Origin of the sequence: Mycobacterium neumannii (assembly GCF_002245615.1) — a bacterium.
GTDB classification, from domain to species: Bacteria; Actinomycetota; Actinomycetes; order Mycobacteriales; family Mycobacteriaceae; genus Mycobacterium; species Mycobacterium neumannii_A.
Map to the genome: position 1 here is coordinate 127,841 of NZ_NKCO01000001.1, position 22,540 is coordinate 150,380.

General features: G+C 65.1%; 26 protein-coding genes and 4 tRNA genes. 20 read left to right on the forward strand and 10 right to left on the reverse strand.

The genetic code is table 11. The features are described 5' to 3' along the window. Positions 1–13: 13 nt before the first annotated feature. Positions 14–880 (reverse strand): aldo/keto reductase, encoded by an 867-nt coding sequence (locus tag CEX88_RS00645; protein ID WP_094292040.1) that lies wholly within the window; start codon positions 878–880, stop codon positions 14–16. A gap of 38 nt (positions 881–918) precedes the next feature. Here CEX88_RS00645 and CEX88_RS00650 point away from each other — a divergent pair, with 38 nt between their 5' ends. Continuing rightward, entirely contained in the window at positions 919–1,416 is a 498-nt protein-coding gene (locus CEX88_RS00650; RefSeq protein WP_094292041.1) for a DUF1990 family protein, read from the forward strand. A gap of 130 nt (positions 1,417–1,546) precedes the next feature. Next, positions 1,547–2,242 (forward strand): GAF and ANTAR domain-containing protein, encoded by a 696-nt coding sequence (locus tag CEX88_RS00655; RefSeq protein ID WP_066841528.1) that lies wholly within the window; start codon positions 1,547–1,549, stop codon positions 2,240–2,242. A 13-nt stretch (positions 2,243–2,255) separates the two neighbouring features. On the opposite strand, the gene CEX88_RS00660 is transcribed toward CEX88_RS00655, so the two are convergent. Both CEX88_RS00660 and CEX88_RS25975 read right to left on the reverse strand, forming a co-directional pair. Further along, positions 2,256–3,122, reverse strand: coding sequence for a L,D-transpeptidase (locus CEX88_RS00660; protein ID WP_066841382.1), 867 nt, complete (start codon positions 3,120–3,122; stop codon positions 2,256–2,258). Positions 3,123–3,350: 228 nt separating this feature from the next. Then, complete coding sequence (locus tag CEX88_RS25975; RefSeq protein WP_082961551.1) at positions 3,351–3,839, reverse strand: hypothetical protein; 489 nt, start codon at positions 3,837–3,839, stop codon at positions 3,351–3,353. 353 nt (positions 3,840–4,192) lie between these two features. On the opposite strand from CEX88_RS25975, the gene CEX88_RS00670 reads away from it, so the two are divergent. After that, positions 4,193–4,594 carry a phage holin family protein gene (locus CEX88_RS00670; RefSeq protein ID WP_197696702.1) on the forward strand — a complete coding sequence of 134 codons (402 nt, stop codon included), beginning with the start codon at positions 4,193–4,195 and terminating at the stop codon, positions 4,592–4,594. After that, on the forward strand, positions 4,591–4,920 hold the full coding sequence (locus CEX88_RS00675) for a DUF3618 domain-containing protein (protein WP_066841384.1): 330 nt from the start codon (positions 4,591–4,593) through the stop codon (positions 4,918–4,920). The genes CEX88_RS00670 and CEX88_RS00675 overlap by 4 nt, the downstream gene beginning before the upstream one ends. Positions 4,921–4,927: 7 nt before the next feature. Here the strand turns inward: CEX88_RS00675 and CEX88_RS00680 are convergent, their stop codons facing one another. Then, entirely contained in the window at positions 4,928–5,335 is a 408-nt protein-coding gene (locus CEX88_RS00680) for a pyridoxamine 5'-phosphate oxidase family protein (RefSeq protein ID WP_066841385.1), read from the reverse strand. Positions 5,336–5,510: 175 nt separating this feature from the next. Here CEX88_RS00680 and CEX88_RS00685 point away from each other — a divergent pair, with 175 nt between their 5' ends. Further along, positions 5,511–5,804 carry a hypothetical protein gene (locus CEX88_RS00685; protein WP_066841529.1) on the forward strand — a complete coding sequence of 98 codons (294 nt, stop codon included), beginning with the start codon at positions 5,511–5,513 and terminating at the stop codon, positions 5,802–5,804. A 33-nt stretch (positions 5,805–5,837) separates the two neighbouring features. Here CEX88_RS00685 and CEX88_RS00690 read toward each other — a convergent pair whose 3' ends face one another. Together CEX88_RS00690 and CEX88_RS00695 are read right to left on the reverse strand one after the other, a co-directional pair. Continuing rightward, a complete protein-coding gene (locus tag CEX88_RS00690; protein ID WP_094292044.1) occupies positions 5,838–8,591 on the reverse strand; it encodes a helix-turn-helix transcriptional regulator in 2,754 nt (917 codons plus the stop codon). A 271-nt stretch (positions 8,592–8,862) separates the two neighbouring features. After that, positions 8,863–8,934 (reverse strand) — tRNA-Val (locus tag CEX88_RS00695). A 490-nt stretch (positions 8,935–9,424) separates the two neighbouring features. Here CEX88_RS00695 and CEX88_RS00700 point away from each other — a divergent pair. The 7 genes from CEX88_RS00700 (at position 9,425) to CEX88_RS00735 (ending at position 14,631) form a co-directional block, all read left to right on the forward strand. After that, positions 9,425–9,497, forward strand: a tRNA-Gly gene (locus CEX88_RS00700). Positions 9,498–9,524: 27 nt separating this feature from the next. Next, positions 9,525–9,595: transfer RNA gene (locus CEX88_RS00705), tRNA-Cys, on the forward strand. 13 nt (positions 9,596–9,608) lie between these two features. Then, positions 9,609–9,683 (forward strand) — tRNA-Val (locus tag CEX88_RS00710). 351 nt (positions 9,684–10,034) lie between these two features. Next, on the forward strand, positions 10,035–10,490 hold the full coding sequence (locus CEX88_RS25885; protein WP_126315868.1) for a hypothetical protein: 456 nt from the start codon (positions 10,035–10,037) through the stop codon (positions 10,488–10,490). A 1,225-nt stretch (positions 10,491–11,715) separates the two neighbouring features. Beyond that, a complete protein-coding gene (locus tag CEX88_RS25980) occupies positions 11,716–12,153 on the forward strand; it encodes a hypothetical protein (protein ID WP_202931339.1) in 438 nt (145 codons plus the stop codon). Positions 12,154–12,981: 828 nt separating this feature from the next. After that, a complete protein-coding gene (locus tag CEX88_RS00730; protein WP_094292048.1) occupies positions 12,982–13,446 on the forward strand; it encodes a DUF6197 family protein in 465 nt (154 codons plus the stop codon). Between the two features lie 435 nt (positions 13,447–13,881). Next, positions 13,882–14,631 (forward strand): alpha/beta hydrolase fold domain-containing protein, encoded by a 750-nt coding sequence (locus CEX88_RS00735; RefSeq protein WP_141209846.1) that lies wholly within the window; start codon positions 13,882–13,884, stop codon positions 14,629–14,631. A gap of 315 nt (positions 14,632–14,946) precedes the next feature. Here the strand turns inward: CEX88_RS00735 and CEX88_RS00740 are convergent, their stop codons facing one another. Together CEX88_RS00740 and CEX88_RS00745 are read right to left on the reverse strand one after the other, a co-directional pair. Further along, positions 14,947–15,609, reverse strand: a complete 663-nt coding sequence (locus CEX88_RS00740; RefSeq protein ID WP_094292050.1) for a hypothetical protein — start codon at positions 15,607–15,609, stop codon at positions 14,947–14,949. Positions 15,610–15,693: 84 nt separating this feature from the next. Continuing rightward, complete coding sequence (locus tag CEX88_RS00745) at positions 15,694–16,002, reverse strand: hypothetical protein (RefSeq protein WP_094292051.1); 309 nt, start codon at positions 16,000–16,002, stop codon at positions 15,694–15,696. A gap of 324 nt (positions 16,003–16,326) precedes the next feature. On the opposite strand from CEX88_RS00745, the gene CEX88_RS00750 reads away from it, so the two are divergent. After that, the gene (locus tag CEX88_RS00750; protein WP_064417037.1) at positions 16,327–16,752 is read left to right on the forward strand and encodes a hypothetical protein; all 426 of its coding nucleotides are present in this window, start codon (positions 16,327–16,329) and stop codon (positions 16,750–16,752) included. A 3-nt stretch (positions 16,753–16,755) separates the two neighbouring features. Here the strand turns inward: CEX88_RS00750 and CEX88_RS00755 are convergent, their stop codons facing one another. Further along, entirely contained in the window at positions 16,756–17,109 is a 354-nt protein-coding gene (locus CEX88_RS00755) for a helix-turn-helix transcriptional regulator (protein ID WP_094292052.1), read from the reverse strand. A 76-nt stretch (positions 17,110–17,185) separates the two neighbouring features. Here CEX88_RS00755 and CEX88_RS00760 point away from each other — a divergent pair, with 76 nt between their 5' ends. From CEX88_RS00760 to CEX88_RS00785, 6 genes are all read left to right on the forward strand, one after another. Next, positions 17,186–17,674, forward strand: coding sequence for an SRPBCC family protein (locus CEX88_RS00760; protein ID WP_094292053.1), 489 nt, complete (start codon positions 17,186–17,188; stop codon positions 17,672–17,674). Between the two features lie 33 nt (positions 17,675–17,707). Further along, positions 17,708–18,433 carry a Clp protease N-terminal domain-containing protein gene (locus CEX88_RS00765; protein WP_094292054.1) on the forward strand — a complete coding sequence of 242 codons (726 nt, stop codon included), beginning with the start codon at positions 17,708–17,710 and terminating at the stop codon, positions 18,431–18,433. Between the two features lie 41 nt (positions 18,434–18,474). After that, entirely contained in the window at positions 18,475–18,948 is a 474-nt protein-coding gene (locus CEX88_RS00770) for an RNA polymerase sigma factor (RefSeq protein ID WP_066841397.1), read from the forward strand. After that, positions 18,945–19,538: a methylated-DNA--[protein]-cysteine S-methyltransferase gene (locus CEX88_RS00775; protein WP_094292055.1), complete on the forward strand. Its 594-nt coding sequence runs from the start codon at positions 18,945–18,947 to the stop codon at positions 19,536–19,538. The genes CEX88_RS00770 and CEX88_RS00775 overlap by 4 nt, the downstream gene beginning before the upstream one ends. A gap of 66 nt (positions 19,539–19,604) precedes the next feature. Next, complete coding sequence (locus tag CEX88_RS00780; RefSeq protein ID WP_066841399.1) at positions 19,605–20,096, forward strand: hypothetical protein; 492 nt, start codon at positions 19,605–19,607, stop codon at positions 20,094–20,096. 6 nt (positions 20,097–20,102) lie between these two features. Continuing rightward, positions 20,103–20,633: a GNAT family N-acetyltransferase gene (locus CEX88_RS00785; protein WP_066841400.1), complete on the forward strand. Its 531-nt coding sequence runs from the start codon at positions 20,103–20,105 to the stop codon at positions 20,631–20,633. A 65-nt stretch (positions 20,634–20,698) separates the two neighbouring features. On the opposite strand, the gene zapE is transcribed toward CEX88_RS00785, so the two are convergent. Then, a complete protein-coding gene (gene zapE / locus CEX88_RS00790) occupies positions 20,699–21,718 on the reverse strand; it encodes a cell division protein ZapE (RefSeq protein WP_094292056.1) in 1,020 nt (339 codons plus the stop codon). 34 nt (positions 21,719–21,752) lie between these two features. Here zapE and CEX88_RS00795 point away from each other — a divergent pair, with 34 nt between their 5' ends. Continuing rightward, positions 21,753–22,535: a pyrimidine reductase family protein gene (locus tag CEX88_RS00795; protein ID WP_094292274.1), complete on the forward strand. Its 783-nt coding sequence runs from the start codon at positions 21,753–21,755 to the stop codon at positions 22,533–22,535. Positions 22,536–22,540: the final 5 nt, after the last annotated feature.

Consider the following 22,540-nt stretch of genomic DNA (forward strand, 5'->3'; position numbering starts at 1 on the left):
CGTATTGCCTCGCTCAGTCGCCGGCGGCTCCGGCTTTGCTCAATGTCTCGAACTCGTCGTCGGACAGCTCGATCTCCGCGGCGGCGACGTTCTCCTCCAGATGGGCCACCTTGGAGGTGCCGGGTATCGGCAGCATCACCGGCGAGCGTTTGAGCAGCCACGCCAACGCCAACTGCGAGGCCTTGGCGTGATGGTCGGCCGCGATGCGCTGCAGTGGCCCGTCGGGCGCGGCCAGTGGCCCGGCGGCCAGCGGAAACCACGGGATGAACCCGATGCCGCGGGCTTCGCAGGCATCGAGCACCGGTTCGGCGGAGCGGACGCTGAGGTTGTACATGTTCTGCACGGTGACGATCGGGGCCACCTTCTGTGCGGCCTCGAGCTGGTCGACGGTGACCTCGGACAGGCCGATATGGCGGATCTTGCCCTCCTGCTGCAGCTTGAGCAGCTCGCCCACCTGGTCCTCGGCGGGAAACTTCGTGTCGATGCGGTGCAGCTGGAACAGGTCGATGGTCTCGACGCCAAGGCGGCGCAGGCTCATCTCGCACTCCTGGCGCAGGTACTCCGGGTAGCCGAGCACCGGCCACACGTCGGGCCCGGTGCGCAGCAACCCGGCCTTGGTCGCGACGACGACACCGTCGTAGGGGTGCAGTGCCTCGCGGATCAGTTCCTCGGAGACGTAGGGGCCGTAGGAGTTGGCGGTGTCGATGAAGTTGACCCCGAGTTCGACGGCGCGCCGCAGGACCCGCAGACACTCGTCGCGGTCCTGGGGAGGACCCCAGACTCCCTTGCCGGTCAACCGCATTGCGCCGAAGCCGAGCCGGTTGACCGTCAGGTCGCCGATGGTGAACGTGCCGGACGCCTGTGCGACGGGGGTGGTCATGTCACCGACCGTACGCCGACGATGGCAAGGTAGCGCGGGTGAGGCTCAGCGATCTCGCCGCGCTCCCGCTGACGTATCCCGAGGTGGGCGCCACCGCCGGCACGCTGCCGCCCGGTTACCACCACGTGCACAAGACGGCGGTCATCGGCCACGGCCGCGACCGCTTCGACGAAGCCGCGGCGGCCGGCATGCGCTGGGGCATGCTGCGCGGCGCAGGGGTGCGAGTCGAGGCGACGACGGAGGTCGCCGAGGTCGGCTCGGAGGTCCTGGTACACCTCGGCCCGATCGCGGCACCGTGTCGCGTGGTCTACCTCGTCGACAACCGCCACGCCCGCGGATTCGCTTACGGCACCTTGCCCGGTCACGCAGAGTCGGGCGAGGAGCTGTTCCTGGTCCGCTACGACCCGGCTTCTGACGAAGTCTCGGCCGTGGTGACGGCGTTCTCGCGGCACGCGACCTGGTGGAGTCGCCTCGGGTCGCCGGCGACGTCCCTGGTCCAGCGAGTGGTCACCGACCGGTATCTGAGGGCGCTGTAGCGCACGGATCCGCGATGCAGATGAAAATGCACTGGCGGCGGCTTTCGTCACCGATAATTACGAGCTGTCGGCAGGTCGATCTTGAACTTGCCCGCGTAATCTGGACGACGGTGAAGGACTCCGAATGGTGATGGCGAACAGACCCGACGAACGCGAGGACGCGCACCTGCGCATCGCGGAGCTGGTGCGCGGGCTCTACAGCCGACCCGATGCGGACACCGTGATCGCGGAGTTGGCCGAACATGCGGCCGTCGAGATCCCCGGGGCCCGGTACGCCGGTATCACGATCACCCGCAAGCCCAAGAGCGTCGAGACGCCTGCGGCGACGCATATGTACCCGATGCTGTTGGACAAGATTCAGCAGCGCCACCAGGAGGGTCCGTGCCTGACCGCGGCGTGGGACAAGAAGGTCGTCTACGTCGCCGATCTCCACACGGACGACCGTTTTCCGCTCTATCGCCAGGATGCCTTGGCGGAGACGCCGATTCGCTCAATCATGGCGTTCCAGTTGTTCATCGAGGGCGAGACGATGGGCGCGCTCAACGTCTATTCCGAGGAACCCGACGCCTTCGGTGAGGAGTCCAGAAGCCTGGGACTGGTGTTCGCCGCCCATTCGTCGGTGGCCTGGAACGCCGCGCGCCGCGACGAACAGTTCAGGCAGGCCCTGGCCAGCCGCGACATTATCGGACAGGCCAAGGGGATGATGATGGAACGCTACGGCGTCGACGCCGTCCAGGCCTTCGATCTGCTCCGCAAACTGTCGCAGGACTCCAATGTGCCGCTGCTCAAGATCGCCAAGGAGATCGTGGACCAGTCGCGTCCTTGAACGCGAAGTCCCTTTACCGGGCGATCACCCGCGGAACCTCAGGATTCGCCGGTTCGACCCGCGGCCGCGGCACCTCGACGTTGTTCTCCTGCACCAGAACCGGGTCTCCGACCTTGACGTTGTCGAAGTACCACTCGGCGTCTGCAGGACTGAGGCTGATGCATCCGTGGCTGACGTTCTCGTGGCCCAGTGAGTTGATCGCCCACGGTGCCGAATGCACGAAGATGCCACGTCTGGTGAGCCTTACAGCCCATTCCACGTCGAGCAGGTAGCCGTCGTCTGCGGTCACGGGGATGCCGACGCTGCTCGAATCCATCTTCACTTCGCGTTCTTTGGCCAACACCGGGAATGTCCCCACCGGCGTCGGGTATTCGGGTCTGCCCATCGAGGCCGGAAAGACCCCGGGCTCACCGAAGAAGGGCCGGTGGTGCGGCGAAGGCAGTTTGTCGGGTGGGACCCCGTCGATCGTGACCGTGAAGGTGTGGTCAGCGATATTGGCCACGCCGACAACCGCTGCGCCGGTGGCGATGTTCGTCTTGAAGCCGCCGACAGACAGCGCAATGGTGCTGTGGGCGGGCCAGAATTCGTCGGGCGCCCAATGGACGGTCTTGGCGTCGAGCCACTCGAACGTACCCGTCATCGGGGGTGTCGAGGTGATGTCGAGCAACCGCTCGGCCGCATCCCGGTCGACGACGGAGTGCTTGAACGTCACTATCACGGGATGTGCAATCCCCACGACCTGATCCTCGGCGGGCAGTATGGAGGCGATGGCACCTCTCACCGCCTGACTAGCGGCCGCCGCACCTTCGCCGGCCGGCCCTGCGACCACACTGGTGGCGACGACAACCGCGGCGAGAACACACCGAAGTACAGCACGCAATCTTGGTGCCTCCCTTGAAATTACAACAATGTCAATAATGGTAGGGCAGCCGGAGCGCTTTAAGACCAAGAGCGCCTGGGCAATTCGGTTAAGTCTCCGTCACGGTTCGGCTACAGCGGCCCGCCCTGCGGAGATTAGTCCAAATTAATTGGGAACCAATGGATTTGGCCCGGCCGCGAGACTTGCTCGCCGCCGGGCCAAACCGGAGGGACTATCCTCGGTGGGCCGTCAGGTCGCCGGCCCTGGCGGAGTGGGCTGACCCGGAACGGGCGCTCCGGGCGCCGGCGGACGGGATGGGTCTCCCTTGCCCTTTCCGGCCAGTCCGCCCATCTCCGTGAGCGGAGCGCCTACCACTGCGGGAGCGCCGCCCACGATCGGAGCTCCGGCCACCGGCGGCACCAGCGGAGGGGGCACAAGCGGCGGCACCAGCGGCGGGGGCACAAGCGGCGGCACCAGCGGCGGAGGCACGACGGGCGGCACCAACGGCGGCGCGATAGGAGGCGGGCCGGGAAGTGCCATCGGCACGCCGGCCATATCTGTCAGCGGAGCACAGACGGGCGCCCCGGGTGCGCCGGCAGGTGCGCCGCCCTTCGATTCCACACATTCATATCCCCCGGCCGAGGCGACCGGACTCAGTGCGACGGCCACTCCGATGGCCGCACCCAACAAACCAGCCCCCACGGCTGCCGCGATGTTGACTCCTTTAAAGGTCGTCATCGACGTTGATCCCTCCACTCACGCTCACACATTCGTTCAACCGAGGCAGCAGACCTTGCATGCCGTACCGAGGTCGCGTCCATACGACCGCGTTAATATCAGCAGCCTGTTGTCAAGGACACGCCACGCCGCACCGCGCCGTTTCCAAATGGTGACCGCTTCGGCATGGTAGAGCCGCATTGAAAGTCGACCGCGGCCTCGATCTCCGGTCCCACCTGCGGTTCTGCCGCCCTTCCCGTCGTCGCTCAGATAACGGTCAGCAGATGCATTCAAAGGGGCTTTGGTGTTTCGGGCGTGTTGACCACGGGCATCACTGTCGCGACACGTCAAGACAAGTCAGAGGTTGGTATGTGATGACGGTGGAATCCAGGCCTGGCGCTGACGCGTCGGTCGGCGAGTTGATGAGCCAGTTGTCGAAGCAGACATCGCGGTTGATCCGTGACGAAATGCGGTTGGCGCAGAAGGAATTTCAGGAATCGGCCCGACATGCCGGGATCGGCGCGGGCTTGTTCAGCGTGGCGGGCCTGCTGGCCTTCTTCGGCGCGGCGACGTTGATCGCGGCGGGGGTGGCGGCGTTGTCTCTCGTGCTGCCCGTTTGGGCCGCGGCGCTGATCGTTGCGGCAGTGCTGTTCGTGATCGCGGGTATCGCGGCTCTGGTGGGACGCAGCCAGGCTCGGGAGGTCACACCGGCGGCGCCGAAGACCGTTGAAACGGTGAAAGCAGACATCCAAGAACTAAAGGACGCCCGGTCATGACCGCACCGAATCCACGCCCCGAGCCCGGACCGGATGCGGGCGTCGACGACATCGAGGCCGACATCGAGCAGACCCGCCAGGAACTCGGCGAGACGGTTGAGGCGCTGCAGGCCAAGCTGGATGTGAAGACGCGCGCGAAGGAGAAAGTCGACGAGACCAAGGAGCACGCCAAGGACAGGGCGGCCGAGGCCAAGGAGCGCGTCGTCGAGAAGGCGGACACGCTCCGCCACACCGCCACCGACAATCCGAAGCAGACGGTGCCGATCGCAGCGATCGTCGCCGTGCTCGCCGTTGTCGGGATCATCGTGTGGCGACGCAGGCGCTAGCCGGCCGCTACGAACCGAAGCGGAAGCGCCGGCCGGTGACGCGTCGCGGAAGCACCCGGATGTAGTGGTCCTTGGCGTGCGTGGTCCAGGGCAGTAATTGCGCCCGCTCGGCCTCCGCACGGTCGTCGTCGTCGTGCACGGTCCGCGCGACGCCCCGCACGATGACGCTCCATCCTTCGCCGACGTTGTGATCGTCGGCTTCAAAGAGCACGTCGCGGTTGACCGCAGTGCTGACCAACTTGGTGCCCTGCGCGGTGCGAAACAGGAGCGTCTTGCGCTGGACGACGAAGTTCACCGGAAAAATCTCGGGAATCCCATCAGCGCTGGTGACTAGGCGCCCCAACGACACACTGCCCAACAGGTTCCAGCATTCGCTTTCCGGAAGGATCTCGCCGGGCGGCTTCTCTTCAGACATGACGACTCGCTCGCTTAGCATCGATGGCCACAGGCATGGTACGAGTTTAGGGAGGTGAGGCGGCGGTCCGCGTGCCGAGGGAGATGTGACGTGGTCGTAGGGCCACGTGCTCCGAGCCCTCAACCTAGGGAATCTCCCGATTCCTTGTTATGCGGTTCCGCATAGCGTGCGGGACATGGATGCTTCGGTGGATTGCGTTTCGTGTTATTTCGCAGAGTGGTATCTCGCGAACTTGACTCAGGACGCCGTCGAGCGTCTGGTGACGAGGCTGCAGGCGGCACTGGAGAACAGCGACGGCGAATTCAGTGTGGTGCGCCTCGTGGGTGCCGTGGCAGTACCTGAGGACGAGGTTTTCTACGGAGTGTTTGCGGCCACGTCGCCGGAGAGTGTCACTGAGGTATGCGAGCGAATCGGGATGCCGCCGGGACGGCTCACGGCCAGTGTGGGAGCGTGGTTTGCGTCGGCTTGATCCAAAGGATCGGCGCGCGAGTCCGCGCCGGTGCTAGCTATGAGGGGCCATCCGCCTGCCCAGTTGAGCACGGGTGCGAATACCCAACTTGCGGTAAACCCGGCTCAGGTGATGTTCCACCGTTTTCGCACTGATGAACAAGGCCGATGCGATGTCACGGTTGGTCATTCCGGTAGCGGCCAGTTCGGCGACTCGTTGTTCGGTTGAGGTGAGTACCGAGTCCCCAGCACGGCTGCTCTTGGCGCGGGACAATTCGGCACGCGTGCGCTCGGCCCATATCGACGCGCCCGTGTCTTCGAAGATTTCCAGCGTTTCTCGCAGGGTATTTGCCGCTGCCTCTTTGAGACGCTGGCGCCGCTGCAGCTGACCGAGCAGCAACCGAGTGCGCGCAAGTTCAAAAGGCATCGAAGTCCGTTCATGTTCCGCGAGCGCCTCACGAGCAAGTTCTTCTGCCTCGGTCAGAACACCCTTCGTCGCGGCGAGCATTGCTCGACAGCGCAGGGCGGCCGCAATCATCCAAGCGCGGTCCAGACGGCGTCCATTGCTCTCCAACAGATCGAGTACCGCTGCAGCGTCTGTGACGTTGCCCAGGTTGATCATCGCCTCGGCGGCGTAGGGCACCCACCAGGCCGTTATCAATTCTGTACCTGGCGGTGTCGAGCCCAGGCCCGCCAGACCCGGTTCGAAATGACGAATCGCCTCGGCGTGGTTGCCAAGCGACACCTCGAGAAACCCCAAGATCATGTGCGCCCAGTTCTCAGCCCCCGGCGCTCCACATTGCCGTGCAGCGATCAGAGCGGAGTGCGCAGCATCGCGGGCGTCTTGCTCGCGACCGGTGAAGGCCGACACGGCGGCAGTGACAATGCCCGCAATGGCCAACGGGTGGTCCCCGCCGAGTTGCTGGGCTCGTTGCATCGAGTCCTCGGCGACTCGTGCCGCCTCCCCAAAGCGGCTCTGCCAGATCTCGATCAGGGTCGCATGGATAGCGATGAACAAGATCTCGCTGTCGGAACCACGCTCCTCGCAGGAGCGTCGCAACGACTCGCCATGCGCACGGGCTGCGCCGAAGTCCCCGGCCCACGCCAGCACCTGGAGTGCGGCGGCTCGTGGACACAACGGCACCGGCGCGTCGCTGGTCTCATCGTCGAGCTGCAGTGCCCGCTCAAGCGCGGTTTCGTCAATTCCATTGCCATACAGGGCGTTCACGGTCACATACGTCGCCAGTGCTTGGCTGATCAGACCGGGTTCCTCAAGAGAGTCGGCGATCGCGATTCCCTCTGCGGCGCTGCGCAGGGCAGCCTCGTAGTGAGTGGCGGTGGCCTGTGCGAAGGAAAGCATCAGCAGAGCACGCACCCTGATAGCGGGATGTTCCGCGGCATTGTCCAGGGCTCGCTCAAGTTGTACGGCCGCTTCATCGAACGTGTTCTCGTACACGAGAATGCCGCCATGCAGGATCAGTGCGAGGGCTCGCAGCGGTCCGTCTTCCAGCTCAACCAACGCAGGCCTCAGCACCTCTGCGGCCCGTTGGGTGTTCCCGGCACGCAGGTGATGTTCGGCCGCCCGCATTCGGCGCATCGGTGTGCCGCCGCCCAGGTTGATCACGAGTTCAAGCAGCTCGGCCGCGGCCGCAGGTGCGCCGCGATGCCGAGTCGCCTCGGCTGCTGAGTCCAGAGTCGCGAAAGTCGCCTCGTCGGCAGTCGTAGCGGCAAGCGCAAGATGGCGCGCTTTGAGTTCGGGGTGGACTTCCACGGACGCCAAGGCACGATGCATGGCTCGGCGACTGGCCGCAGAAGCCTCGCTGTACACCCCGTAAGCGAGCAAGGGATGCGTGAAGCGGACCCTGCTGCCGTCAATTTCGACAACGCCATCGGTTTCGACGGCTTCGAGTACCTCCATGACGTGCTCCACAGTCGAGTCGGTGACCCGGGCCAAGAGATCGACAGTGGGAGCCGCAACAGACGCCGCGGCTAGCAGCACCGGCCTTATGTCCCCTTCCAGACGCCCGACGCGCATGCGTACCAACTCGGCCAGGGTGGCGGGTAGACCCGGGCCGGCGAGCGGTTCGCGTCCATCGATCACACGAGCAAGCTCAAGAGCATAAAACGGATTGCCGCCCGATATTTCTGCTATTCGCACGAGCACCACTCGGCTGAAGGAGTGCCCGATTCTCTGCAGCAGCAACTGATGGAGAGCTCCAAGACTCAACGGCTGCAGTCGAATTCGAGCCATCTGCTCGGCGCTAGCCAAAGTCAGCCACTCCTCTGCACGACCCTGGCCAGGATCGCAGCGTTCGGTCGCCAGCACACCGATTCGGCCGCGTAGGCGGCGGATGACGAAGCCGAGCACTACGCGGCTAGATGCATCCAGCCACTGCACGTCGTCGATCGCTACTAGCAGCGGTGCGGCCGCCGAGAGGCGTTCGAGAAGCGTGCCCACAGCGGCGGCCACGACGCGGTGATCGATTGGTGGACCGTCGCGGTCTGCACGCAGTAGCACCCGGTTCACGGCGAGTTGCTGGAGCCTGGGCAATTCGTCGATGGTCGCGGCATCGATGTCGGCCAGCAGATCTGCCACAGCGGCGTAGGCCAGCACCGACTCGGTCTGATGTCCGCGTGCGGAGAGGACCTGAAAGCCCCGTCCCCGTGCGGCATCCAGGACATTCAGCCAGGCAGTGGTCTTACCAATTCCCGCTTCACCCTCGACTAAGAGGCCCGCTGGCTCGATATGAGCCGCTGTCAGAAGCCGCTCAGCGGCCTGCTGCATCGCGGGATTTCCCCCAGCCGCCATAGGCCACATAATCGCAGCATCGCCGCTGATTGCGCAGAGCAAATCTCGAACGGCGGCGAGATCGAGTCACCGCGCACGAGCCCGAGTACTCCCCCGTCACAACGTAAGAATCACGACCAGCTCAGGGCGCGACCCACCGGTGAGATGCGCTTGGGAAGATGCGACGAATTCCTGGGCGCGAGGAATACGCGCTGACGCCTTCAGAGGCGATCACTCACTCGGGCAACCGCCGTCTCAAGCTGTGAACTACTTAGTCCACCTCGCTCTAGTGTGGTCCCGGCTGGGTTCGAACCAGCGACCTTCCGCGTGTGAGGCGGACGCTCTCCCACTGAGCTACGAGACCGGAGAGTCGACCGAACGGTCGAACGACGTCGAACACTAGCACGATCCAGCATCGCGCCCCGAATTCACCGGCGAAGATCAGCGCCGTTGGCTTGGTGATTCGGTCGGCCGCGCAGGGGGTTGCCGGCCTATGGTCACGCGGTGGGCAATGCACGGCGGTGGGTCTCGCTGATCCCTGCGGCGCGACGTTGGTGGGGCCCGCCCGATACGGGGGTTCCGCCCACCGACGTGACGCCGCACTCGGCGTCGATGCGCGGTTGCCTACGGGTGAGGCGGTCCGGTCGGACATTCTGCGATGCGAGAGCGCGGACGCGGGGTCACGTGCCGCGACTACCGCTCGGGACCGCGGATTCTTCGTCTCGCGCGGGGGGTACCAGCAGTTTTGAGATGTGAACGGGCAGAGACGCACCGGCGAACGTCGGGATTTGTGCAGCTACACTTTGGTGGACTATCGTCGTCCTTCGCGACGGGCGACGAGTCGTTCGTGGCGCGCGGATGTAGCGCAGTTGGTAGCGCATCACCTTGCCAAGGTGAGGGTCGCGGGTTCGAATCCCGTCATCCGCTCGAAGGTGCAGTGGCATCAACCCCAGCGGTGGAGTGGCCGAGTGGTGAGGCAACGGCCTGCAAAGCCGTGCACACGGGTTCGATTCCCGTCTCCACCTCTACGAAGGTTCGGCGCGATTAGCTCAGCGGGAGAGCGCTTCCCTGACACGGAAGAGGTCACTGGTTCAATCCCAGTATCGCGCACCATAGTTTTGCCCTAGAAGCCATGTTTTGAACCGCTTGGCAATGCCTGCGGGCTAAAAATGGGCAAACACATCACGGAGTCTGGACTCCACAGTTCCCCCGCCGAACTCACGCCGAGCCAGACATGCCGATCTCGGAAATGGTGCAGGTGTCAGTGAAATGAAGTTGCCGCTGACTTAGAGCATTTCACCAGGCCAATGAAGATCATTTGCTGCCATTTGCAATAAGCACCGACGCGATTCCTGAGTAGTCGCTGTCCAAATCCTGTCGAAGAAGTAAATTCAATTCGGTCTCAGCAGTTCAGACGGTTAGCTGCTTCCTTTTCAAAAGTTCAGGCGGTCGAGGAGGAATCTGATGAAGAAAGCTGCGCTCGGTCTGGTGGCGGCTGTTTCGATTGCTGGAGCGGGGGCGTTTCCATTCGTTCCTGTAGCTGCGGCTCAACCGACTCTCAATGTGCCGTTGGCCCCCGCTGGCTCGGACGATGGTACCGAAGGCGGTATTGGTGGCGGCGATGACGGAACGGGGAATGGTGGAAGCACACCGCCCGGCGGCGGCACCGATACTCCGCCGCCCGGCCCCGGCCCCGACACCAACCCTCCCGGCCCCGGCACCGGTCCTGGGGCTGCCTTGAATATCGCCCGCGAGAATCTCAACGACCTCCGCCAGGCTGTGCCCAAGGACCGCGCGGCCATCAAGGACGCCCGTGAGGCCGTGAAAGACGCCCGCCAGGCCTTCAAGGACGCCCGCAAAGCGGCGAAGGACGCCCGTAAGGCCGCGAAGAACGAGCCGGGCGGCGGCCCGATCCCGTAAACCCTGGGCGGCATGCGGCTCGCAGAACCGTACCCTTGTAAATCCCTGTGACGAGGGGATTCGCCGTCACTGATTGGCGGGGAAGCGCATCATCCGCGCCTTTGCTGGTGATTGCTGACGCGAGTTTTTGCCTCGACCCTGGATGGTCTTAGCGACCGGTCGCCGGCGCGGACGAGCCAGTACACCACCGTCTTCTCAACCACCATTTCCCATGATTGCCCTAAGTACCGCGATGGATACGAGTGCTAGGGCTTCGGAACCATCCGGCTGACTCCGGTGATTTTGCCCGTCTGCAGCGGCTTGGCCGACCTACACCGTCCTCACCGTCGGTCGGCCTCACTGGTGACAAACTCAAGGTCCTCGTAAATCGGTTCCCAGGCTTCCGGGCACGGAGGACAAATCGCTGCACACGGTCGCGCGGGTCCAGAGCAGGCATGAAGCCACGCTGCGACCACGCGACCTCAAATCTTGGATCGGAACAATTTCCGCGTATCACCGACGACGACCAACAGCACCGTCCGGACAGTCACGCTGCACGACCCAGCAAACAAGTCATACGGAAACCCCTGATTTCATAACCTCCGTAACCGCCCTACCGGTCTGATCTGAAGGCGAAACCAGACGGGGCTGGCGCGCCACACCGATCGATCAATCTCTGGAGTGGACTTTGATTCGCAACACGTTGATAGCGCCGCCGTCGCCGCAGCTCGCTTCAGCGCGATCCGACAGCTCTGAGAACGACGGCTACACCGCCACCGCAGCCGACGACGAGACCGACACCCAGCCACCACCAGAGTGACACCCGAATCTGAATCAAGGCGGAGCTCGGCTCGCCTGATCTAGTGTTCGGCTCGTGTCGCCAACGATGTGGGCCCGCCGGGTGCGAGGCTCGCGAATGCGAGGTCCGAACCTTCCCGGCGACGACGCGCTGTGCGGGCGCAGCGGCGGTGGCCCCCGGACACGCCCAATCGCTTCTCAGACCGGTTATTCCGGGTGCTTGAGGATGCAGAGGACCGGCCCCGCATCGCCGACACAGTTCGCCGCTGGGAGCCTTTTCCCAGGTCAATGACGATCATTTGCTGCCGTACGCAAGAATCGCTTCACAGATACCTGTGTATTTGCTGTACGGACCCTTGTCGGTGCCGTAAATTCGTCTTGGTCTCGGCAGTTCAGACGGCGATACTGCCACCCGTTCGGAATCTTCGCAGTAGTCAAGGGGAATGGAATGAAGAAGGCGGCGCTCGGTTTGCTGGCGGTGGTTTCGATAGCGGGAGCGTTAGTACTGCCACTCGCGCCGACAGCTTCGGCCTTCCCGTCGATCACCCTCCCTTCGGCTAGTCCAGGTGACGATGGCGGCGGCAGTAATGACGGCTGCGGTGCCGGCGGCGGTGGTGACGGCCCTGGCGGCGTTGGCGGCAACGGAGGCTGTAACGGCGGCACCGGTGGCGGTCCTCAGTCCGCCTTGAACACCGCACGCGAGACGCTCAACGACCTCCGGCAAACCAAACCCAAAGACCGCGAAGCCATCAAGGACGCCCGCCAGACCGTCAAAGACGCCCGCAAAGCCGTCAAGGATGACCGCAAGGCCGCCAAGGACGCTGCCAAGGAGGACCGCAAGGCCGCCAAGAACGGCGGCGGCACCGACCCCGGCAGCGGCACGTAGGCCGCCCGCGCCCGCTTCGGCCAGTTGGCGGGGTCACTGGCCCGACGACCGAAACCTGCCCGCCTCTAACGGCGGCACCGACATCCAGCCGCCACCAGAGTGACAGCTAACGGGAGACGGTTGGCTCTGGCTTATCACTGTCTCAGAAGCGATTTGGCGTAATCCGCGAGACAAGCACTCGTGAGACGAACTTCTGAGACAACCTGGCCTTGGGGAACGCCCTGCCGGATGCTTCTCGACAGCGGTCTCATATGTGCTCTATTTCGAGACCTTCAGCGGGCTCAGACAGCCGTCGGAGTGATTTTGCGAGTGACGTCTTCGCCACGCCCGCTTCTCGATAGTGACGAGCCCGCGAGTCGATCTGTCGTCCTCGTTACGGCTCTCAGGCGGAGCTGGATGTCGGTGCCGCCGTTAGATGCGGTGGCGGTTTCGCCGGTGTTGTCGTTGCCGTTCCCTGCTTGCGCGAGGGTGGATAAAAAACCGTCGAGCGTGTTGGTCGGGCTTGAGACTTGGTGCCTGCGGCGGAAGGTCTGCCGGGCCGCGGGGGGTCGGCCCGGCGGACCTGTTAACTACTCTGCCCGTCTGTCCTGGCTTCAGTAAGGGGGTTTTCCCCCGTCTTCTGACGCGGTGATCGTCCCCCGTCTCCGGCGATATCCATCTGCTCCGCCGTGCGGCGTCGTACCGAGCGAACGCAAATATCGCCCGGCAGCGGCTGGCACCCTAGCGGCGGGGTCGTCGTACATATGTTCGTGTTCAGGGGGGTTAACCCCCAAAACTCGGGAGGCCAACCTCGTGTTGTGGCGCGGCCCTACTTCGTACGTTGAAGGTATGGCTGACATGAATACCGACCGGGAGGTAATCGAGGGCGCCCTGGCGCTCATCGAGGCTGACGGCGGGTGGACCCAAGGCGCCTACTACCGTGACGCCGATGGCACTCAGGTGCACCCGGCAGCCGACTCGCCGGGCAACTGGGTACGGGTGCGCACCGAGCACGTCGGCGCGGGGGCCTACCGGACACGCACCGAGCCTGTGGCCGCCCCATGCAGCTTCTGCCTGGGAGGGGCGCTTCGTACTGCGGCTGGTTACTGGCACACCGGGCAGCCTTGCGCGGTGCAACAGCAGGTCGATCGGCTCGAACTACTACTTGTGCGGCTGGCCAATTCCGCCGACGCAATGGACTGGCCGGACCTAGACGCCTTCAACGATGACGTGCACACCACCGCGGCCGACGCGGTGCTGTTGCTAAAGCACGCCGCCGCCCATCTCGACGCTCAGGTGCACGAGCGGCCCTGAGCAGCCCAGCTTTCAGGAAACTCATCGTCGCGATGAAGCTGAACTAACCCTTCGGCTTGTTGCCTGTTCTCGTAGTGGGGTAGAACATCGAGAAGCGACGCCAATAGGAGCCGAAGCAGCTCAGCATCAACCTGGGTCTTCGTGGCTGTCGAGGCCTTTCGTTCCATCCAATGAGGCGCAGAAACTGGAGACACCGAAGTCGCACGCGCCGAGGCTGCTCAGTCCAGAATTATCGACGTGAGTCCTCGCGCCCGATTGCGACACCGCTTGGTGGCCAGAGCATTATGGCTGAGCCAGTCGCGTTACCTGACCCTGCGGCCGAAAAAAATCGACCGCTGGGCCGCCGGCCCGCCTCGACGTCCATACGCCGGATCACCGCCGAAGCGCCTCGACAGAAAGGTGGCGGTCACCCGCAATGACTTCGACGGTTGGCCCGTGTACGAGATCCGTCCGAAGCTGCCTGACGATGTCACCGTCAACGGTCACATGCTCTATCTGCACGGCGGTTGTTATGTTGTCGAGTTCGCGCCAGCGCTCTACTGGCCGTTTTTGGCCGACCTGTCCGTCATTCTTCGTCGCACTCTAACAGTGCCGATCTACCCCCTCGCTCCCGAACATACCTACCGGGAGGTCTACACGTTTCTCCTCGGCGTCTACCGCCGGATCCTGGCCGACCATGATCCGAAATCCGTTGTCCTTATGGGCGACTCAGCCGGTGGCGGGCTAGCGCTGGGATTGTGCCATGCAAGCCGCGATGCAGGGTTGCCGCAACCCAGCGATGCGGTACTGCTCTCACCGTGGTTGCACGCTGGGCTGCCCGATCCCGCGGTTCCCGCGGTGGCCAAAGTTGATCCGGTCCTCAATCTCGACTTCCTGCACCGAGCAGCAACCTGCTACGCGGGGGGCGACCCTCTCGATCATCCGTTGATCAGTCCAGCTACCGGCCCGCTGTCCGGGTTACCCACCATCACGGTGATGACCGGAACCCACGACATGCTCAACCCCGACGCCCGAGCATTCCACCGACGCGCCCAAACCGAGGGCGTCGACATCCACTGGTACGAAGTCGACCGCGGCATTCACGGCTGGGTGGGGTTCAGTCCAGTGGGCCGTGACGCCGAGGACGCGCTCCAGTACATCCACAATGTCCTGGCAAAGCCTGAGCCACCGCCTAGACCAAGCTAGTGACGGCCGTCATGCGACTCAACCACCCCGGCGGCCGCTACGCTGACCGCCTTGTCACTGTGCAGCACGCCTGCCGTTCTCGATAGCGCACGCCCTCAACGCGCCCTCGGAGACCTCAACGGCATCCGGCGCCCGAATGCGGCCGACCACCTCGGGGGATCTTTTCGACCCGTGCCGCCGCCTAACCACCCTGAGGGGCGATAACCTCCATCGGGCATGAGCCGGTCCACCATCGCGATCACGGGTTCAGCCTCTTCAGCCAGATTGATGCGGAGAAGTTGGCTTGCGGCAAGGGCACTTCCGTGCAACCGCAGCCTAATCCGTTTCTACGCCGTAACCACCACGAAGGTCCTTGTGCGCGGCTTTCAAGATCTGCTTGCAGAGTTCCACCAGCGCCTCGACGTCAATTTCCGACTCGTCGCCGAGCCTTTTGAGCCACGATCCTTCTTCTTCTTTGAGCTCGTCCCACTTGCGCTCCGCATAGATCGCTTGTTCGTCGGTCGGCGCGAGGTCGCCTGCGGTTTGGACGAGCCGCCTCTTGCAGGCATCCAACTGTGCCAAGGAGTAGCCGTGCTCTCGGAACTGGCGATCCCACTCGTCGAGCATCAACTCCGTGAGGTCACGCACCGGCTCCGCGGCATAAATCATCAACTCTGCTATTCCGTCGTCCATCCCCAGGCGTATACGGAATTCGTACAGTTGTCTGATCGCCTCGGCCCGCCGTTGGCTAAGGCTTTGTTCAGCTCCAGCGAGTTGTTCGGCTCCGCGCTTGAGGTGCAGAGTGGCTGAGATCAGACGCTTCAGCGCGGCCTTCTTGTCCTCACCAGCCCGCTTCTCGTAGTCCAGGACGAGAGCGTGATCTCGTTCTTCTCTCTTGGTCCTCGCATCGATGCGCTTGGTCCAGATCGCCACGGCCGCAGTCGATGTCACAGAGGCAAACGGCACCAACGTGCTCGTCACCGTGGTCGCCCAACTCATGTCGGTCAGTCTGCCCGACCTGCGCTGATCGCAGGGAGGGTTTCGACCTATCGTCGCTATCCAACAAGCACCACAGCGGTGTCGCTACACCATGGCGGTGACGAATGACAGCAGCGCGAGTACCAGGACGATGCTCCCCACCAGGACGCAGAAGGCGCCGGCCGCGGTCAACTTCTGGGGCCGCCTCGCGTCCTCATTCAGAATGTCTCGGACCGATGTCTTCATCCGCGCGAACAGGTCTGTCCATGAGACGCGCCGCAGGCCCTCTCGGGTGGCCGCCGGCTCGCGGCCAGGCTCGTCGGGAACCGTGCCGACGCCATTGCCGTAAAGCACCACGCCGAACAGGATCAACACAGCTGCCGAAACCAGTAGCACCACCGCGATTGCAATCACTTGCCGCGTTCCTCACCGAGTCGAAGATCGTTCCAAAGTCGAACTGCCCTCCGCGCCGATACGAGCATGACGCGAAGCCGCTTGTGAGCGGATATCAGTAAGGCTTCCCGGTAATCGCGCGGTTGAATCGGCGACCTCGCGACTTCGCCTGCATTTGGGCGGCAGGCTTCCACACGCCGCCGCCGTGCGGACCACCAGGGCGCGAACACCCCGCACCCTCCACAATCGCCGGTTCTGCGTGCAGTGACAGGAAAAGGGTCAGCCGTCGTGGCGCACCTACTACGCTTTGCAGAGACCGACCGGTCCTGACATCGAGGGTGGGACATGATTCGCCAACTGCTCGCCGCCGCCGCGATCGCCGGCGCCGCCATCTGCGCGGCCCCGCTCGCTTCCGCTGATGACACCGACTACCCCGACACGCCGGGCCGCTACGCCTCCGACGTGCCGGGCATGAACTACGACGCCCACCTCACCGGGCCGTGCTTCAACCTCGAGCGGTTCACCTTCGGGCGCGGACCAGGCGGCGAAGTCCTGCAGTGCCGCTGGATCGAGAACCAGTGGCCGCCGATCCCGACCAACCAGGGATTCTGGCAGGCCTCGTACGAACTGTTCGGCGTCCAAGACGTGGGAGCGCCCTGCCCCAAGCCTCAAGCCGCCGCCCAGACGCCCGACGGCCGCCCGATGCTCTGCCTCGGCGCACGCGGATGGCAACCCGGCTTCTTCACTCGCGAAGGCTTCTTCCCGAGATAACCGTCAGGCCCGCAACGTCTCGCTCGGCGGAGTCCCGTAGGTGCGTTTGTACACGCCGCTGAACCGGCCTGCGTGAGTGAATCCCCACCGTCCCGCGATCGCCATCACGGTGTCGCTGCGCGGGTCGGCCGTTTGCAGTTCGCGGTGGGCTCGGTCGAGTCGCACGCGCCGGAGGTACTCCAGCGGCGTGGTGCTCAGATGTCGCCGGAACGCGTACTGCACCGAGCGTGGCGTCACATTGACGGCAGTGGCAATATCTCTGAGTGTTATTTCCCTGTGGGCGTTCTCGTTGATGAACGTGATCGCGCGCCGCAGCAGGGCGGACTGAACGCGAGCAGGGTCCACATGGTTGCGCATAGCAACTGGCGAATACCCCGACCGCTATGACCGAAACGACTTTCGCGACGTTTCACGTTCGGGGCATGATTTGCTGATGACTGATCGCATCGAAGTCCAGCGGACCATCGCCGCACCCGCACCCGACATCTTCACCGTCCTGACCGACCCCCAGGGTCATGTGGCGATCGACGCGAGCGGCATGCTGCAGGACGCCGAAGGCGAACCGGTTCGCGCCGCCGGGGACAGCTTCGTCGTGCACATGGACCGCGAAGCGCTCAACGACTTCCCCATGGGCAAGTACGACGTCACCGTCTCGATCCGCGACTACGAACAGGACAGCTTGATTTCGTGGACGATCCTGGGCCGGATCCGCCCGCAGATCGGTCATGTCTACGGCTACCGCCTCGAACCCACTGACGACGGCACGCTCGTGACGTCGTTCTACGACTGGTCGGACATCGACCAGCACTGGCGCGACGCGGGCATCTTCCCCGTCATCTCCGAAAGCGCGTTGCGCGCGACGTTGGGCATCCTCGACCGCACGGTCCGACGCGGATACCCGCGATCGTCAACCAACGGTTGACGTACAGTCGGCCGTCAACCTAGGGTTGACGGCATGACGCAGCCCGCCAAGATCACCATCCCGGTCCGGCTCGACGACCTCATCGACGTCATCAAGACCGTGCACTCCGGACCCCTCGAACAGCTCACCGACGCGGTGCTGGCGGCGGAGTCACTCGGCGAGATCGCCGACCATCTGATCGGCCATTTCGTCGATCAGGCCCGCCGCTCGGGAGCGTCGTGGACCGATATCGGCAAGTGCATGGGCGTCACCAAACAGGCCGCGCAGAAGCGCTTCGTACCCAAGACACCCACCGACGCCGATCTTCTCGACCCCAATGCGGGCTTCGGCCGGTTCACCCCCCGCGCCCGCAACGCCGTCGTCGAGGCCCAGAACATCGCACACGCGGCCGGCAATCCCGAGATCGGGTCGGATCATCTGCTGCTGGCGTTGTTCAAGGATCCCGACGGGCTGGCCGCCAAACTGCTTGTCGGCCAGGGCGTCGACGCGGACGCGGTGTCGCAGGTGGTGTCGTTGCCGCCGCCGGCCGACGGGAAGCTTCCCACGCTCATCCCGTTCGACAGCGCCGCCAAAAAGGTGCTCGAGCTGACGTTCCGTCAGGCACTTCGTTTGGGGCACAACTACGTCGGGACCGAGCACATCCTGCTGGCCCTGTGGGAAGCCGAGGCCGAGGACGGACCGCTGCACCGCGCCGGCGTCGACAAGGACCGCTTCGAAAGCGAACTCCTCGACGCGCTGCAGGCGTTCACCAAGGACTGATCTCACATGTGTCCACCCTTCGACGTCTACATGATGTGAGGGTGCGACCGTTCGAAGACGTGGTGGCCGAGCACGGTCCGACCGTGCTGCGGGTCTGCCGCGCGGTCGTCGGTCCCGTCGACGCCGAGGACGCCTGGTCGGAGACGTTCTTATCCGCGTTGCGCGCCTACCCGCAGTTGCCGGCCGACGCCAATGTCGAGGCGTGGCTCGTCACGATCGCGCACCGGCGCGCCCTCGACGCAGGCCGCGCGCGCTCCCGCAGACCCACGCCCACCGACTCGATGCCGGAACAGCCCTCATCGCGGGCGGACCCCGCGTCCCGCGACCCCGATTTGTGGGACGCCCTGGCGCGGCTGCCCATCAAGCAGCGCCAGGCCGTCGCCTACCACCACATCGCAGGCGTGCCGTTCGCCGAGATCGCCGGGCTGCTCGGCAACTCCCCGGATGCCGCTCGCCGCGCCGCGGCCGACGGCATCAAGACCCTGCGCAAGATCTACCGTGAGGAAAGCCGATGACTACCAACCTTTTCGATGAACTGAGCCCCGATACCGCAACGCTCGCCCGGTTGCACCGACAGCTGGAACGCGCCGCCGACGACCAGGGCGTGCTCGATGTCGCCTACCGCATGGTCGACAGCCCCGTCGGTCCGCTCCTGCTGGCCGCCACCACCGTCGGACTGGTCCGCGTCGCCTTTGACATCGAGGGCCACGACGCGGTGCTCACCCGGCTGGCGGAGGTCGTCAGTCCGCGCATCCTGCTGGCACCCGCGCGACTCGACACCGTCGCCCGCCAGCTCGACGAGTACTTCGCCAAGCAACGCACCGCGTTCGAGGTGCCGGTCGACCTGCGGCTGGCCGCGGGCTTCCGCCTCAGTGTGATCGAACACCTCCGCGACATCGGCTACGGACAGCGTGCGAGCTATGCGAGCGTCGCCGCCGCCGTCGGCAACCCCCGCGCCGTGCGGGCGGTGGGAAGCGCGTGCGCCCGCAATCCTCTGCCGGTGGTGATTCCCTGCCATCGCGTCGTGCGCTCGGACGGCACGTCCGGACAGTACGTCGGCGGCCCGCAGGCGAAGTCGACGCTGCTGAGCCTCGAGGCCGCCTGAGGCGTCGCCCGTGGGTCCTGCCTGGAAGCGTCTGTAACAGGTTTCAGTCTGTGCGATCATTCGGAGATGCGTCGCTGGTTCGTGCTCCTCGTGGTCGCCATGGCGACTGCTGCCGGGATCGTCGCTGCGCCCGCATCGGCGGTGACCGCCCCGATCGGCAGGCTCGGCGACACTTTGCAGGTGAAGTTCAAGGGTTTGGTCGCCGACATCACCGTGCACAGCGTCGATCCGTCCCCCATCCCGCCCGGCTTCGGCTATGCCCCGCGCCCCCCGCGCCAGCAGGTCTGGCGAGCCTGGGTGACCGTGCATTCCGTCCAGGTGCCGACGCCGTACGCGCAGTCGATCACCTACAGCTTCCGCGGTGTGACGCCGACCGGCGACAGCTACGAACCGCGCAACACCGACGCTCCGGACGCGCTGCAACCTCAGCTGGGGAACGCACCGGCCGGCTCCACGGTCAGTGGCGCGGTGTTCTGGGATTGCTACCGCGACCTGGTGTCCAACGTGGTGCTGCTCGACAAGATCACCGGCGAGCATCTGGCGCAGTGGAACGTGTAGGCGCCGTTGGGCATTGACGTCACGGCGGCCGTCGACGCCGACCTGCCTGAACTCGCCGACGTCGCCGCCCGCACGTTTCCGCTCGCCTGTCCCCCGGCGGTGACTCTCGATAACGTCGCAGCGTTCGTCGAGGAGAACCTGTCGCAATCGCGCTTCCGCGACTACCTCGTCGACCCCGACCGCGTGGTGCTCGTCGCGCGCACCGACGCGTCAATCACCGGCTACGCCATGCTGATTCGGGGTGTGCCCGACGACCCCGACGTCCAGCGCGCGGTCGAGGCACGCCCGGCGGTCGAGGTGTCGAAGATCTATGTGCTGCCCGAGTGCCACGGCTCCGGGGTGGCGACCGCGCTGATGCACGCGGCGCTCCAGGAGTGCGAGGAACTGGGCGCCGCGGCGGTGTGGCTGGGCGTCAACCAGCAGAACCAGCGCGCGCAGCGGTTCTACGCCAAGCACGGTTTCGGGGTCAGCGGCACGAAGACGTTCCGGTTGGGCGCGGCCATCGAGAACGACTACGTGATGGTGCGCACGTTCTAGGGGGCCGAGTGTGGGCTCGACGCACGTGGCGGCGCGAAAGGCGTGCGGGTAACCCACGTTCGCGATCAGACGGGCTGCCGCGACAGCGCGAGCAACCGGGACGTCGCACGCAGGTACTTCTTGCGGAACCCGCCGGCCAGCATCTCGTCGCTGAAGATGGTGTCGAGCTTGGCGCCCGACGCCACCACAGGGATTCCCGCGTCGTACAGCCGGTCGGTCAGCGACACCAGGCGCAGGGCCACATTCTGGTCGTCGACTGTGTGCACGCCGGTGAGGAAGACCGTCGCGACACCTTCGATCAACGTCAGGTACCGCGACGGGTGCATGGTCGCCAGATGCGCGCACAGTGCGTCGAAGTCGTCGAGCGTCGCACCCGGTGACCGCGCGGCGCGCTCGCGGACCTCGGCGTCTGCAAGCGGTTCGGGAGCCGGCGGCAGATCCCGGTGGCGATAGTCCGGCCCGTCGATGCGCACGGTCTCGAAAATGGCTGCCAGCGTGTTGATCTCACGCAGGAAATCCTGGGCCGCGAACCGGCCCTCCCCCAGTTGCTCGGGCAGGGTGTTCGACGTGGCGGCCACCGACACGCCGCGCTCGACAAGCTGTGAGAGCAGCCGCGAGATCAGCGTCGTGTTGCCCGGGTCGTCGAGTTCGAACTCGTCGATGCACACCACGACGTAGTCGGCCAGCAATTCGATGCACTCGACGAATCCGAAAACGCTTGCCAGTTGGGTCAATTCGCCGAAGGTGGCGAATGCCTTCGGTTCCGGCAACCGGTAGTACGACGAGGCCAGCAGGTGCGTCTTGCCGACGCCGAAGCCCCCGTCCAGATACAGCCCGACGCCCGGCAGCACTTCACGGCGACCGAACAGCTTCTTCTTACCCGCGCGACGCTGCTGTGCCTGAGCGCAGAACCGCAAGCATGACTGCACCGCCGCGGCTTGAGACGGTTCGGCGGGATCGGGGATGTAGGTGTCGAAACTGACGTCGGAGAACGTGGGTGGCGGCGCGAGTTGGGCGATCAACCGGTCCGGAGTGACGGCGGGGTGGCGGTCGACGAGATGCTGCACCGCTTCGGACCCGTCCATGCACGCACCCTATCGACGTGCTGCAATCATCTTCATGGCCGATACCGCCCCTGCGGCGCAGTTCACAGTGCTCGGGCCCGACGGCGCACCGATCGACGGTACCGACGGGCGGCTCGGCGACTTCTACGCCTACCCCGCCGACCTGCGCAGGTGCTGGGTGCGCGGGAACATGATCGCCAGCATCGACGGCGGAGCGACCGCCGGCGGCAAGACCGCGGCGCTCGGAGCGGCCGGCGACCGAAGCGTCTTCGAGCAGATGCGCTACGCCGCCGACGTCATCCTCGTCGGTGCGGCCACCGTGCGCACCGAGAACTACTCCGGCGCGCAGGTACCCGTCCCGCAGCGGGGCGCCCGCCAGGCGCGCGGCCAGGCGGAGGTGCCGCAGATCGCCGTCATCACGAGATCCGGCGACCTCGACCCCGGCGCCCGGTTCTTCACCCGCACCGATGTGCCGCCGCTGATCCTGACCTGCTCTGCGGCCTGCGACGCCACCCGCAGACGCCTCGGCGGGGTGGCCGAGGTGATCGACGCCTCGGGCCCCCGGCCCGACGAAGTTGACACAGCGACCGCGCTGCAGGCGCTGGCCGAACGCAAGTTGTTGCGGGTGCTCTCCGAGGGCGGCCCGCTGATCCTCAGCCTGCTCATCGAGAACGACCTGCTCGACGAGCTGTGTCTGACGGTGGCCCCGTTCCTGGTCGGCGGCAAGGCCCCCCGCATCGCTTCCGGGCCTGGCGAGGTGCTGACGCGGATGCGCCCGGCGCATGTGCTGAGCGACGACGACGGCTATCTCTACACCCGCTACGTGCGGCTCGACTGAACCGC

Excerpts from the sequence above, each read along its gene's own strand:
- CEX88_RS00730 (WP_094292048.1), top strand. The coding sequence starts at position 12,982 with ATGGCTGACATGAATACCGACCGGGAGGTAATCGAGGGCGCCCTGGCG.
- CEX88_RS00795 (WP_094292274.1), top strand. The coding sequence starts at position 21,753 with ATGGCCGATACCGCCCCTGCGGCGCAGTTCACAGTGCTCGGGCCCGAC.
- CEX88_RS00690 (WP_094292044.1), bottom strand. The coding sequence starts at position 8,591 with ATGGCGGCTGGGGGAAATCCCGCGATGCAGCAGGCCGCTGAGCGGCTT.
- CEX88_RS00655 (WP_066841528.1), top strand. The coding sequence starts at position 1,547 with ATGGCGAACAGACCCGACGAACGCGAGGACGCGCACCTGCGCATCGCG.
- CEX88_RS00765 (WP_094292054.1), top strand. The coding sequence starts at position 17,708 with ATGACGCAGCCCGCCAAGATCACCATCCCGGTCCGGCTCGACGACCTC.
- CEX88_RS00685 (WP_066841529.1), top strand. The coding sequence starts at position 5,511 with ATGGATGCTTCGGTGGATTGCGTTTCGTGTTATTTCGCAGAGTGGTAT.
- CEX88_RS00755 (WP_094292052.1), bottom strand. The coding sequence starts at position 17,109 with ATGCGCAACCATGTGGACCCTGCTCGCGTTCAGTCCGCCCTGCTGCGG.
- CEX88_RS00740 (WP_094292050.1), bottom strand. The coding sequence starts at position 15,609 with ATGAGTTGGGCGACCACGGTGACGAGCACGTTGGTGCCGTTTGCCTCT.
- CEX88_RS00670 (WP_197696702.1), top strand. The coding sequence starts at position 4,193 with ATGACGGTGGAATCCAGGCCTGGCGCTGACGCGTCGGTCGGCGAGTTG.
- CEX88_RS00760 (WP_094292053.1), top strand. The coding sequence starts at position 17,186 with ATGACTGATCGCATCGAAGTCCAGCGGACCATCGCCGCACCCGCACCC.
- CEX88_RS00780 (WP_066841399.1), top strand. The coding sequence starts at position 19,605 with ATGCGTCGCTGGTTCGTGCTCCTCGTGGTCGCCATGGCGACTGCTGCC.
- CEX88_RS25980 (WP_202931339.1), top strand. The coding sequence starts at position 11,716 with ATGAAGAAGGCGGCGCTCGGTTTGCTGGCGGTGGTTTCGATAGCGGGA.
- CEX88_RS00645 (WP_094292040.1), bottom strand. The coding sequence starts at position 880 with ATGACCACCCCCGTCGCACAGGCGTCCGGCACGTTCACCATCGGCGAC.
- CEX88_RS00675 (WP_066841384.1), top strand. The coding sequence starts at position 4,591 with ATGACCGCACCGAATCCACGCCCCGAGCCCGGACCGGATGCGGGCGTC.
- CEX88_RS25885 (WP_126315868.1), top strand. The coding sequence starts at position 10,035 with ATGAAGAAAGCTGCGCTCGGTCTGGTGGCGGCTGTTTCGATTGCTGGA.
- CEX88_RS25975 (WP_082961551.1), bottom strand. The coding sequence starts at position 3,839 with ATGACGACCTTTAAAGGAGTCAACATCGCGGCAGCCGTGGGGGCTGGT.
- zapE (WP_094292056.1), bottom strand. The coding sequence starts at position 21,718 with ATGGACGGGTCCGAAGCGGTGCAGCATCTCGTCGACCGCCACCCCGCC.
- CEX88_RS00775 (WP_094292055.1), top strand. The coding sequence starts at position 18,945 with ATGACTACCAACCTTTTCGATGAACTGAGCCCCGATACCGCAACGCTC.
- CEX88_RS00680 (WP_066841385.1), bottom strand. The coding sequence starts at position 5,335 with ATGTCTGAAGAGAAGCCGCCCGGCGAGATCCTTCCGGAAAGCGAATGC.
- CEX88_RS00750 (WP_064417037.1), top strand. The coding sequence starts at position 16,327 with ATGATTCGCCAACTGCTCGCCGCCGCCGCGATCGCCGGCGCCGCCATC.